General features: G+C 63.5%; 11 protein-coding genes. 2 read left to right on the forward strand and 9 right to left on the reverse strand.

The genetic code is table 11. The annotated features are described in order from the left end of the window. Positions 1-59 precede the first annotated feature (59 nt). A complete protein-coding gene (locus tag F0A16_RS01255) occupies positions 60-746 on the forward strand; it encodes a uracil-DNA glycosylase family protein (RefSeq protein WP_149433582.1) in 687 nt (228 codons plus the stop codon). Between the two features lie 8 nt (positions 747-754). On the opposite strand, the gene F0A16_RS01260 is transcribed toward F0A16_RS01255, so the two are convergent. Then, on the reverse strand, positions 755-1156 hold the full coding sequence (locus F0A16_RS01260) for a DoxX family protein (RefSeq protein ID WP_149433583.1): 402 nt from the start codon (positions 1154-1156) through the stop codon (positions 755-757). Between the two features lie 284 nt (positions 1157-1440). Between F0A16_RS01260 and F0A16_RS01265 the strand changes: the two genes are divergently transcribed. After that, on the forward strand, positions 1441-2583 hold the full coding sequence (locus F0A16_RS01265) for a GGDEF domain-containing protein (RefSeq protein WP_149433584.1): 1143 nt from the start codon (positions 1441-1443) through the stop codon (positions 2581-2583). A 72-nt stretch (positions 2584-2655) separates the two neighbouring features. On the opposite strand, the gene F0A16_RS01270 is transcribed toward F0A16_RS01265, so the two are convergent. The 8 genes from F0A16_RS01270 to F0A16_RS01305 form a co-directional block, all read right to left on the reverse strand. Then, entirely contained in the window at positions 2656-3372 is a 717-nt protein-coding gene (locus tag F0A16_RS01270) for a phosphatase PAP2 family protein (protein ID WP_239023671.1), read from the reverse strand. A 10-nt stretch (positions 3373-3382) separates the two neighbouring features. After that, positions 3383-4096: a phosphatase PAP2 family protein gene (locus F0A16_RS01275; protein ID WP_149433585.1), complete on the reverse strand. Its 714-nt coding sequence runs from the start codon at positions 4094-4096 to the stop codon at positions 3383-3385. Positions 4097-4278: 182 nt separating this feature from the next. Further along, positions 4279-7131 carry a valine--tRNA ligase gene (locus tag F0A16_RS01280; RefSeq protein ID WP_149433586.1) on the reverse strand — a complete coding sequence of 951 codons (2853 nt, stop codon included), beginning with the start codon at positions 7129-7131 and terminating at the stop codon, positions 4279-4281. Positions 7132-7281: 150 nt separating this feature from the next. Next, positions 7282-7707, reverse strand: coding sequence for a DNA polymerase III subunit chi (locus tag F0A16_RS01285; RefSeq protein ID WP_149433587.1), 426 nt, complete (start codon positions 7705-7707; stop codon positions 7282-7284). A gap of 257 nt (positions 7708-7964) precedes the next feature. Continuing rightward, the gene (locus F0A16_RS01290) at positions 7965-8705 is read right to left on the reverse strand and encodes an SDR family oxidoreductase (protein WP_149433588.1); all 741 of its coding nucleotides are present in this window, start codon (positions 8703-8705) and stop codon (positions 7965-7967) included. Between the two features lie 147 nt (positions 8706-8852). Next, entirely contained in the window at positions 8853-9953 is a 1101-nt protein-coding gene (locus F0A16_RS01295; RefSeq protein ID WP_149433589.1) for a branched-chain amino acid aminotransferase, read from the reverse strand. Positions 9954-10104: 151 nt separating this feature from the next. Then, the gene (locus F0A16_RS01300; RefSeq protein ID WP_149433590.1) at positions 10105-10389 is read right to left on the reverse strand and encodes a YciI family protein; all 285 of its coding nucleotides are present in this window, start codon (positions 10387-10389) and stop codon (positions 10105-10107) included. Between the two features lie 84 nt (positions 10390-10473). Further along, entirely contained in the window at positions 10474-11991 is a 1518-nt protein-coding gene (locus F0A16_RS01305) for a leucyl aminopeptidase (protein ID WP_149433591.1), read from the reverse strand. Positions 11992-12245: the final 254 nt, after the last annotated feature.

Here is a 12245-nt window from a genome sequence, read left to right on the forward strand (position 1 = left end):
CGGCGATCCCCGGCAGCCACGGCTCCCCGTCGCAGCGGCCGGACGCTTCAGGAGCCATCATGAGCCAGGCAACACGATCGATACCCGCCGATATCGAACACGCCATGCGCCGCGAGGCGGCCGAGCTCGAGCGGCTGGATCGGGAGGTTTATCGCCAGTACGACCGCGATCCTCTGGCGCCAATCGTCGGCCTGGGGCCCAGGCAGGCGAGGCTGGCCGTCTTCGGGCGCGACCCCGGCAAGCGAGAGGTCGAGATGGGGCTGCCGTTCGTCGGTGCCGGTGGGCAGAAGGTCCGTGAGGCGCTCTACCGGCACCGGCATGGACGGCCGATGCCGGATTTCGACGCTTCGCTGGAGGTGGGGGAGGATCTTTACTGGATTAACACCGTCCCCTACAAGCCGCTGGGCAACAAGGCCTGGCCGATGGCGGTGAAGCGGCGGTTCCAGCCGCTGATAGCGGCACTGCTGACGCAGCAGTGGTCCGGCGAGCATGTCATCACGCTCGGACGGGAAGCATTCCACTGGTTCGGGATCGGCCAGTCGCGCGAGATTCGCGATGGGCTGGAGGCCTTCTGGTCCCGGGAGGATCGCTTCACCGCGACCTGCGTCACGGAGCTGACGCTATCGACCGGCGAGTCCAGACGCTTCACCCTCGCGCCGCTTCCACACCCCTCGCCACTCAACCAGCGCTGGTTCAAGCGCTTCCCCGAGCTGCTGGACCGGCGCCTGTCGGCGCTGGGGGCCTGAACCGCTGCCTAGTCCGGGCGGGCCGCCATGCGTCCGCTTCCCAAGAACATGATCGCCAGGGCGCCGAACAGGAACATGCCCTGCAGTTCCAGCGTCCATCCCCCCTGGCTGTTCAGCGTCCACAGCTGCGAGGTGTGGACCAGTATCAGCGCCACGATCATGTTGACTGCCATCAGTAGCCCGCCAATGCGCGCTTGCCAGCCGACGATCGCCATCAGCGGCGCGACGATCTCGCCCACCAGGACCCCGTAGGCGATGAAGGAGGGCAGCCCCATCCCCGACAGCTGATGGGCGATGCCATTGAGGCTGGTCGGATCCATCAGCTTGCTGACGCCATGCAGCAGTATCAGGATGCCGACGCACAGACGTAGTAGAAGCTTTCCCAGATCGTCGTTTTGCAGGAAGCGCATAAAGGGTTCCGTATTGTCCAAGGTTCCAGTGCCTTACCGGCGAGCATAGGCTAACAGAACTTGCGCGAGATTCGTGGCGCGAGGATATTGGTATTGCTTTGTAAGCGCGGGACTACACGAGCAATGGCGATTCTGACAATGTCCTCTCTCGTCGAAAACGGTGATACTTGAGTCGAGTCTCTGTTGATATCGAACCTTGCCAGTGGGACTAACGTTTCCTCTGGCGCTGGCCCGAGCGGAGTTCCCGTAAAAGGGTCTTACCCAAGCACAGCAACGAGTCGCAAATGCGGAGCCAGTTCTTCTCTCTTTGGCGGAAAGGCACCGAGGCACCCGATTCCCTCCCGGCGGAGCGTCGGCGCAGCTTCGAAATCATGGCCGAAATCTATCTGCTGGCGCTATGTGTGCAGTTGATGCTCGCTCCCGTGTTGTTTCTCGTCGGTCGCCCGATTCTTGGTTGGCTCAACCTGATCTGCCTTGCAGGCTACGTAGTGGCGCTGGTTCTGCATCGTCGGCTGTTCGTGGCGACCGCGCTGGCAGTCAAGCTTTGCGTCTTTCTCGTCTTCGTCGTTGTGGTCGGCGTCGTCATCACCGCCAATCAGGCCAGTCTGGTCTACTTCCTCCTGTTTGCCGAAGTCGAAATGATGCTTGCCGACCTACGGCGTCGCACCAAGATCGTCGCGACCGGCTGTCTCGTCACGCTCTCTCTCGGCGTCCTCCATTTGCCCCCGCTGCATGGCGTGACCCAGAGTGTTTCGGGCGTGGACACGTTTCTTGCCGACCTGGGACTCGGGCTGGTCTTCGTCATGCTGTGCATCGTCATCCTGCGCATGCTGGCGATCACCGACCACCATGAGCATCGCTACCGACGTGATGCCATGCACGACTCGCTGACGCGGGTGCTCAATCGACGTGCGATCTTCGAACGGGCCTCCATCTACTGGAAGGCTAACCGTGAATTTGCTGTGGCGCTGGTGGATGCCGACCGCTTCAAGGAGATCAACGATAACCACGGGCACTCAGCCGGCGATGCCGTACTTCGCCACTTGGCCGGCCTGCTGCGAGAGTCGCTGCGCAGTGACGACAGCGTCGGGCGAGTCGGCGGAGAGGAATTTCTGATGCTGTTGCCCGGTGCAGGCAAAAGCCAGGGCATCGCAGCCGCCATGCGTATTCGTGATCGATTGGCGCGTTATCCCTGTCGGCTCGACAGCATCGAACTGTCGGTGACGCTATCGATGGGAATCGCTACCTCCGAGGAGGGATTGCATCTGCGGGACCTGATCGAACTGGCCGATCGGCGACTCTACGCCGCCAAATCCGCTGGACGCGATCAAGTGGTGGCCGAAGGGCACGCCGATGCCGCGACATCGCGAAATTCGCAGCGCCTTGCCCAGGGGGTCGAGCGGGCGCTGGAGGCGGACCGCGGCTGAATGAAACCGTGGCCGGATCCTCGGATGGACGCTTTTCTTCAGGACACGGTGATGGAGCGCCACCGGCTCAGGTCAGCGGTTCAATGGCAGTCGCGACAGCCCGCGCTGGACCAGCGTCGTCATGGTGGTCGCTACCGGCGTGCACAGAACCCACGGCAGGGCAAGCAGAGCAATGCTGAGCGCGCCCATGTAGACATCGCTGAACCAGTGCGCTCCGACCATGATCCGAGGTGCGCTCAGCAGCAGCACGAAGGCAATACTCCAGCCGGCGGTGCGGCGATCGGCAAAGCGCAGCATGAATCCGGCGAAGATCATCAACATCAGCCCATGGTCACCGGGGAAACTGTTCGACGCCGAATCCTTGGTGGGTATCGAGACGATATCCGTCAGGCGAGCGGCATGCTCGAAGAATCGTGTCGGGCTGGGGTGCCCATAGGTGATGGCCTTGTTGGTCACGATCGCGATGACGCCGGCGGTCAGCAGCATCGTCACGCCGATGCCAAACCAGCGACGCAGGCGGTCGGGACGCGGATCCCGGCGCATGGCGATGGTGAACAACACCCCCATGACGCCGAAAGACGCGGCATCGAAGAAGCGCGTGTTGAGCAGTGCCAGTAGATTGTCCCATAGCCCGTTTTCCGGCGTGATCCACTGGTTGAAGGCCCAGAATATCCTGTCGTCCAGGTCGGTCCAGGGCAGCCCGTGGGGCAGTGCCCAGCTCAGCAGCAGGAGCAGCCCGGTCAGGTTGAAGGCGATGATGCGTTTGAGATCCATCCGCGTCGATGTCATGACGAACTCCTCAGTAATGGCTCGGACGAAAGCGCCGATAGATAGTGTCGAACACCGACGCCATGCCGCTGATCAACCGCACGATCCAGGCATTGCAAAGTACCCATGGCAAGACCACCAGGGCGATCGCCAGCGATCCCAGGTAGACGTCGCTGACCCAGTGCGCCCCAACCATGATTCGCGGCAGCGTTACCAACCCCGTCAGCGTGACGGCCAGCGCTGCAGTCAGTCGGTCGGCGAAGCGCAGCATAAAGCTGGCGAAGACCATTGCCATCAGTCCGTGATCGCTCGGGAAACTGTCGGATGCCGAATCCTTGGCGTGCAGCGAGGTGTAATCGCTCAGAAGGTTGACTTGGCCGTGCCACAATGTCGGGCTGGGGCGCACCATCAACAGATGCTCGTGCAATAGCGCGCCGAGCGTCGCGGCAGTGGCCGACATGACCAGGCCAATGGCCAACCACTTCGGCCAACCGCCATTCCGGTCGCGAAGCATGGCCATGCACAGTATTCCCAGCAGCACGCCGAACATGATCTTGTCGAATGCTCGCGTGTTGAGAACCGCCAGAACTTCCGTCCAGTGTGGATAAACGGGCCCGATGAACTGGTTGAAGAAAAAAAACACATCGTCGTCCAGTCGGGTCCAGAACAGTACGGTCGGGAGCCACCAACTGATGACGAGCACGAGTGCGAGCAGGTTGTAGAAGAGGATTCGGCGAATATCCATGTCGAAGACTCGATGTGAGTTTTCGGCATTATAATTTAAGCCAAGAATAAGGAACAGTGTTTCTAAACTAATTCCAATTCTCTGGTGCCGGCTCTGTGCTGGTCATCGCTCTGAACGAAACGACGCCGGCCCTCGAAAAGGGCCGGCGTCGAAGTCTTGCAGAGTCGCGAGATCGGAAGAACCTAGCTGCCGAGCTCGGCGATCTTGTTGCGCTGCTCGACCAGGTGCTGGCGTGCTGCCAGGTAATCCTTGAGCTTGCCGCGTTCCTTCTCGACCACTGCCTCAGGCGCCTTGGCGGTAAAGCTTTCATTACCAAGCTTCTTCTCGATGCCAGCGATCAGCTTGTCCTGCTTGTCGATCTCCTTGGCGAGGCGCGCAAGCTCGGCCTCCTTGTCGATCAGGTCGGCCATCGGTACCAGCACCTCCATGTCACCGACCAGTTGCGTCGCCGACAGCGGCGCCTGGTCCGGATCGTCGAGCCAGGTCACGCTCTCGAGCTTGGCGAGTTTGGACAGGAACAGGCGGTTGGCGTCGAGACGCTCGCGATCGCCGGCGGCGCCCTTGGTCAGCAGGGCATCCAGCGGCTTGCCGGGAGCGATGTTCATCTCGGCGCGGATGTTACGGACCGCGACGATCACGCCCTTGAGCCACTCGATGTCGCGAATCGACTGCTCGTCGATGCGTGATGCATCCGCTTCCGGCCACGGCTGTGTCATCAGGCTGTCGCCTTCCCTCGACCAGGTTCCGGCCAGCGGCGCGACGCGCTGCCAGATCTCCTCGGACACGAACGGCATCATCGGATGGGCCAGACGTAAAATCACCTCTAGCACGCGAACCAGCGTGCGACGGGTGCCGCGCTTGGCCTCCGTCGAGGCGTTTTCGTCCCACAGTACCGGCTTGGAGAGCTCCAGATACCAGTCGCAGTACTCATTCCAGACGAAGTCGTAGAGCGCCTGGGAAGCGTGGTCGAAGCGATACTCTTCGAGTGCCCTGGTGACCTGGGTTTCGGTCTGCTGCAGACGTGAAATGACCCAGCGATCGGCCAAGGACAGCTCGACGCTTTCTCCCCCCAGACCGACATCCTGGTCTTCGGCGTTCATCAGCACGTAGCGCGAGGCGTTCCACAGCTTGTTGCAGAAGTTGCGGTAGCCATCGAGGCGGCCCATGTCGAACTTGATGTCACGCCCGGTAGTCGCCAGCGACAGGAAGGTGTAACGCAGGGCGTCGGTGCCGTGGGCCTCGATGCCTTCCGGGAATTCGCTGCGAGTGGCTTTCTCGATCGCGCGCGCCTTCTGCGGCTGCATCATGTTGCCCGTACGCTTGGCCACCAAGGCTTCCAGTTCGATCCCGTCGATCAGATCGATCGGGTCGAGCACGTTGCCCTTGGATTTCGACATCTTCTGACCCTGGGCATCGCGTACCAGGCCGTGGACGTAGACGGTCCTGAACGGGACCTCGCCGGTGAAGTGCCCGGTCAGCATGATCATCCGCGCGACCCAGAAGAAGATGATGTCGAAGCCGGTGACCAACACGCTGGTGGGGTGGAAGGTCTCGAGTTCCGATGTCTTCTCGGGCCAGCCCAACGTGCCGAAGGTCCACAGTCCGGAGCTGAACCAGGTGTCGAGCACGTCGTCGTCCTGGGTCAGCGTGACGTCGGCGGCGATCCCGTACTTGTCGCGGGCTTCCTGCTCGGTGCGGGCGACGAATACGTTGCCGTCGGCGTCGTACCAGGCGGGAATGCGGTGGCCCCACCACAGCTGGCGGGAGATGCACCAGTCCTGCAGGTCGCGCATCCAGGCGAAGTACATGTTCTCGTAGTTCTTGGGCACGAACTCGATATCGCCATTTTCGACCGCCTCGATCGCCGGCTTGGCCAGCTTCTCGACCGCGACGAACCATTGATCCGTCAGCAGCGGCTCGATGACGTCGCCGGAGCGGTCGCCGTAGGGGAGGGTGTTGGTGACCGTCTCGACCCGTTCGAGCAGGCCGGCGGCGTCCATGTCGGCAACGATCCGCTCGCGCGCGACGTAGCGATCCAGTCCGGCGTACGCGGCGGGCAGCGTGACGTCGACATGCGGCAGCGCCCGGCCCTGCAGGTCGAAGGCTTCGGCGCGCTCGAGAATGGTCGCGTCTTGCGAGAAGACGTTGATCAGCGCGTGGTCGTGGCGCTTGCCGACTTCATAGTCGTTGAAGTCGTGGGCCGGGGTGATCTTGACGCAGCCCGAGCCTTTCTCCATGTCGGCGTGCTCGTCGGCGATCACCGGAATCCGGCGGCCGACCAGCGGCAGTTCGATGAACTTGCCGATCAGCGAGGCGTAGCGCGGATCTTCCGGATTGACCGCCACGCCGGTATCGCCGAGCAGCGTCTCCGGGCGCGTGGTGGCGACGACCAGGTACTCCTTGCCGTCGGCGGTGGTGACGCCGTCGGCCAGCGGGTAGCGGAAGTGCCAGAACTGGCCCTGCTGCTCGCGGTTCTCCACTTCGAGGTCGGAGATTGCGGTGTGCAGCGTCGGGTCCCAGTTGACCAGGCGCTTGCCACGATAGATCAGGCCCTCGTCGAACAGCCGCACGAACACTTCCTGTACCGCCTGGTAGAAGCCGTCGTCCATGGTGAAGCGCTCGCGGCTCCAGTCGACGCTGGCGCCCATGCGCCGCAGCTGGCGGGTGATATGGCCGCCGGACTCCTCCTTCCACTCCCAGATCTTGGCAGTGAACGCGTCGCGACCGAGATCGTGGCGGCTCTTGCCTTCCTCGGCCGCGACCTTGCGCTCCACCAGCATCTGGGTGGCGATGCCGGCGTGATCGGTTCCCACTTGCCACAGCGTGTTGTTGCCGCGCATCCGCTTCCAGCGCACCAGCGTGTCCATGATCGTGTCCTGGAAAGCGTGGCCCATGTGCAGGCTGCCGGTCACGTTGGGCGGCGGGATCATGATCGAGAAGGGCTCGCCTTCGCCGCTCGGCGCGAAACGGTTGTCGGCTTCCCAGCGTTCATACCAGCGGGTTTCGATCTGATCGGGTTGGTACGTCTTGTCCATGGCGGCTATCGGGCTCGAATCGGTGATGACGACACGCGGCACGGCGAAATGCCGCGTAGCGAAAAATGGCGGGGATTATACCTTGTCGATGGCCGCGGAGTCAGGCCGGCGTGTCGGATACGAGGGCAGGGCATCAGCCGTTGCCTCGGGTCAGAGCTTGTGTGCCTCGACCCGATACCCCCGATCCTTGTAGGTCTTCCAGCAGGCGCGCTTGGTACGCAGCACGTCCTGATGCTGGTTGATGATCTCGGCGACGCGCTCCAGCCGCGAGAACCACTCGGGAATCTCGTCGTTCAGATTGAGCATCGCCTGCACGCCCGGTTCCGGCACGGTTTCCCAGCCGATCGTCACCGGCGGAGGCGGCTCCATGGCGTCCCCCGCGACGCGATGCGGGACGTAGCTCTCCTCGCGGAACGTCCACAGCAGCTCGTCGAGCTCGCGGGCCATGGTTTCGTCCTGGGTATGGATATGCAGCTGATAACCCTTGCGATAGATCGTCTCCGCCAGTCGACAGGCGAAGCTCAACCGCGCTTCCAGCGTGGTGTCGGGCAGGATGTAGAAGTCGACTTTGGTCATGATTCCCTTCGGGGAGCTGTCAGCGGCAAGAGCGGCGCTTCGCGTCTGGGAGCTGGGAGAAAAGACAATCCCGGCTACGAGCTGCGATGGGCATTGTATCTAATTATTTGATCTACGACCCAACACCTGAGCGATTGAGCGAGCTAGCCCCAAGCAAGGCGAATCCAGCTAAGCGAGCGCAGTTGAGGGTTCTTCAATGAGCATCGCGAAGCTGGATTCAACGCCGCCTGGGCGACGCGCAGCCAATCGATGGAGGACTAGACGCCGCCGTCGATGTCGACGAATGCCCCAGTGGTGAATCCGGCCTCGGCCAGCCACAGGATGCCGTTGGCGATCTCCTCCGGCTCGCCGATGCGGCCCATCGGGATCACCGAGCCGGCCACGTCGGGCTTGTCCGGGTTGCCGCCGCTGGCATGGATGGTGGTGCGGATCACGCCGGGTCGGACGGTGTTGACGCGGATGCCTTCACCGGCGACTTCCTTTGCCAGCCCCTCGGTCATGGTGTCGATGGCACCCTTGGAGGCGGCGTAGTCGACGTACTCGCCGGCCCCACCGAGGTGCGAGGCGGCGGAGCCGACGTTGATGATCGCGCCGCCCTTGCCGCCACTCTGGGTCGACATGCGCTTGATCGCTTCGCGGGCGCAGATGAACGGCCCGACCACGTTGATCTTCATCATCCGGTCGACGCGTTCGAAGCTCATCTCGTCGACACGACTGATCTGGTCGACCACGCCGGCGTTGTTGACCAGTACGTCGACCCGGCCCAGCTCGCGGTCGACGGTCTCGAACATGGCGACGATCGCCGCTTCGTCGACGACGTCGGCCTGAATCGCGATGGCGCGGCCACCGTCGGATTCGATCTCGGCAACCACCTTGTCGGCGGAGGCCTTGTCGCTGCGGTAGTTCACGGCGACGGCATAGCCCTTCTGGGCGGCCATGATCGCGGTGGCAGCGCCGATGCCACGACCGGCACCGGTAATGATCATCACGGGTTTCATTGCGTCATCCTTAATTCGTGAGTGGGTCGTCTCGTGCGAGGTTCTTCGAGAGCCTCGAGACGAAACGACCGCCGGTGGGCGGTCGTTTCGGGACCGGCGATCGATCCAGTTCCTACAGCAGCTTAGGACGAAATCGGGTCACCCGCATCAGGCCAATCGCATCAGCCAGCCGCGGCTGTCTTCGCTACGACCGTACTGGATATCCAGCAGTCGCTTGCGCAGTCTGGCGCTGATCGCCTCGCCCTCGACTGGCGGCGTGACGATCCGGTCGCTCTCGGTCACCAGCTCGCCGATCTGGGTGATGACGGCGGCCGTGCCGCAGGCGAAGACCTCGACGATCTCGCCGCTGGCGACGCCGTCGCGCCACTCGTCGATGCTGATGGGGCGCTCTTCCGGCGTCAGGCCGGCATCGCGGGTCAGCTCCAGAATGGAGTCACGGGTGACGCCTTCGAGAATGGTGCCGGTCAGCGCCGGGGTCACCAGGCGGCCATCGCGGTAGACGAAGAACAGGTTCATGCCGCCCAGCTCTTCGATCCACTTGTTTTCCGCCGCGTCGAGGAAGGCGACCTGGTCGCAGCCGTGGCTCTCGGCCTCGGCCTGGGCCAGTAGCGAAGCGGCGTAGTTGCCACCGCACTTGGCGAAGCCGGTACCGCCGGGCGCGGCGCGGTTGTAATGCTGGGAGAGCCAGATCGAGATCGGCTTGCCGCCACCCTTGAAGTAGGAGGCCGCCGGCGAGGCGATCAGGTAGTAGTCGACCTCGGCGGCCGGCTTGACGCCCAGCGACTTGCCGTTGCCGATCATGAACGGGCGCAGGTAGAGACTGCACTCTTCGGCGTCGCTCTGCGGGGTCGGCACCCAGGCGACATCCTGCGCGACCAGCGTCTTGAGCGATCCGAGGAACGTCTCGTCGTCGAGTTCCGGCAGCGCCAGGCGGCGGGCGGAGGCGCGGAATCGAGCGGCGTTCTTCTCCGGGCGGAAGGTCCAGACCGAACCGTCGGCGTGACGATAGGCCTTGATGCCCTCGAAGATCTCCTGACCGTAATGCAGCACCGGCGAGGCCGGGTCGATCAGCAGCGGCCCGTAGGGGCGAATCTCGCCGCGCTGCCAGCCGTCCGACCTGGTCCAGCGTACATGTACCATGTGATCGGTGAAGTAGCGGCCGAAGCCCGGGTTGGCAAGAATCTCGTTGCGCAGAGTGGCATCGAGCGGGTTGGAGGAAAGGCGGGCTTCGAAACCTGAAGTGGACACTGCGACTTCTCCTGACAGTCCATGATGCCTGGCCACGCGAGCGCGGCGGCAGGCGGTCGACGACCTCGGTTGGGAACTGCCCGGGACCCCAGGCAGCGGACCATCCAAATTAGCATGCAAAGCGTTGGGGTGGGTAGTGGGGGACAGCGGCTTATTCCAGCAGTCCTTCCAGGCCTGGCGCCGCGATGGATGGCTCGAATTCGACGATCTCGTAATCCGCAAGGTCGTGGATCTTGAACGGATCCTCGGCCAGGCATGCCTCGAGCGTGGCACGATCCCCGCGCGCGAGTAGAACGCCACCGGTACGTGGCACCTTGCGCCCCGATGCCAGCAGTATCTCGCGCTGATAGGCGCTCTTCAGCCAGGCGATGTGGCCTTCGAGATGCGCTTCGACCTGATCGATCGACACCTTGTAGGAGAGTGAAACGATAAACATGTCGGGCCTTCCTGTTGAGGGGAGCGTGTCAGCGATGTGCCGGACGACGAACCGGGCCCGAGCGGCCCGGCTAGCGATTCGACATCACGCCTCCGGCGTTACCACCAGCTCGCTCTCGCGATCCAGCAGGTAACGGGTCAGCAGTCCCACCGGGCGGCCACTGGCGCCTTTCTGCTTGCCGCTGTCCCAGCCGGTGCCGGCGATATCGAGGTGTGCCCATGGATACTTGTCGGCGAAGCGTGACAGGAAGCACGCCGCCGTGACGGCGCCAGCCGGCCGGCCGCCGATATTGGCGAGATCGGCGAAGTTGGAGTCCAGCTGCTGCTGGTAGTCGTCCCACAGCGGCATGTGCCAGGCGCGATCCCAGGAGGCCTCGCCGGCTTCGAGCAGGTCCAGCGCGAGATCGTCGTCGTTGGAGAACAGGCCGCTGGCGTGATCGCCCAGCGCGATGACGCAGGCCCCGGTCAGGGTGGCGATGTCGACCACGCTGGCCGGCTCGAAACGCTCGGCATAGGTCAGGGCGTCGCACAGCACCAGACGGCCTTCGGCATCGGTATTGAGAATCTCGACGGTCAGCCCCTTGAGCGTGGTGACGATATCGCCGGGCTTGATCGCGCGGCCGTCCGGCATGTTCTCGGCGCTGGCGACGATCGCCACCACATTGAGCTTCGGCTTCAGCGCGATCACGCTTTTCATGGCGCCGAACACGCTGGCGGCACCACACATGTCGAACTTCATCTCGTCCATGCCGGCGCCGGGTTTCAGCGAGATGCCACCGGTATCGAAGGTGATGCCCTTGCCGACGAGAACGTGGGGCGACTCCTCGGGATCCTCCGCGCCCTGATACTTCATCACGATAAGCTTCGAGGGTTCCGCGCTGCCGCGCCCCACAGCCAGCAGCGAGTGGGCTCCCAGCGCTTCCAGCTCGGCTTCATCGAGGATCTCCACCGTCAGCGAACCGGCGGATTCCCCGGCCAGCGTCTCGGCCTGCTTGGCCAGGTAGGTCGGCGTGCAGATGTTGCCGGGCAGATTGCCCAGCGTGCGGGCGAGGTTGACGCCATCGCCCAGCGCCGCGCCGATACGGGCGCCGGTCTCGGCGCTGTCAGCCTGGCTGGCCTCGGAGACCAGCAGCTCGATCGTGCGTAACTGCGGCAGTGTCGGCTGCGTGGATTTGCATTCGGTGAAGCGGTAGACGGCGCGGGTGGCGGCTTCCAGCGTCATCTGCGCGTTCCAGGCGGTATCGCGGTCTTCGACTTCTGCATCGGCGAACGCCACCGCGGCGCTGTCCACCGGCAGTTTGGCCAGTGCGGTGAAGGCACCATCCAGCGCCTTGCGCAGGGCGCCTTCATTGAAGGTCTCGCGCTTGCCCAGGCCGACCAGCAGCAATCGCTCGGCGGCCAGGCCCGGCGCGAACGGGATCAACTGGACATTGGCCAGTTCGGGGGTGAAGTCGCCGCGCTCGACGAGTTGTGCGATCAAGCGCTCGCTGGCGTCATCCAGCTTGGCAGCGGCGGACAGCAGATCGCCATCCTGAAACAGCGGTACCACGAGGCAGGCTGTCTCGACCTTGGCCGGATTGACGGTCAGTACGGAAAATTCCATGTCGTCTCCAATGAACGATTGAGCGAACAAGCCTGTCGGTAACGAGACAAGCGAGCGGTGATTCAGGATAATGGCGCCGAGTGGAGGTGCGCGGCAATGGCGGTGAGCGCCGGGATCGACACCGCGAACGTTTTCGAGCGGCCCGAACCCATCGCCGCCGATGAATGTCCCATCGATTGGCCAGTTTACGCAAAGCCGAAGCGCGTTGCACAAGCCGTGTCGGCGGTTCGTATCCTCGGGACGTGACGGCTAGC

The organism is Salinicola corii (genome assembly GCF_008298015.1).
Lineage (GTDB): Bacteria > Pseudomonadota > Gammaproteobacteria > Pseudomonadales > Halomonadaceae > Salinicola > Salinicola corii.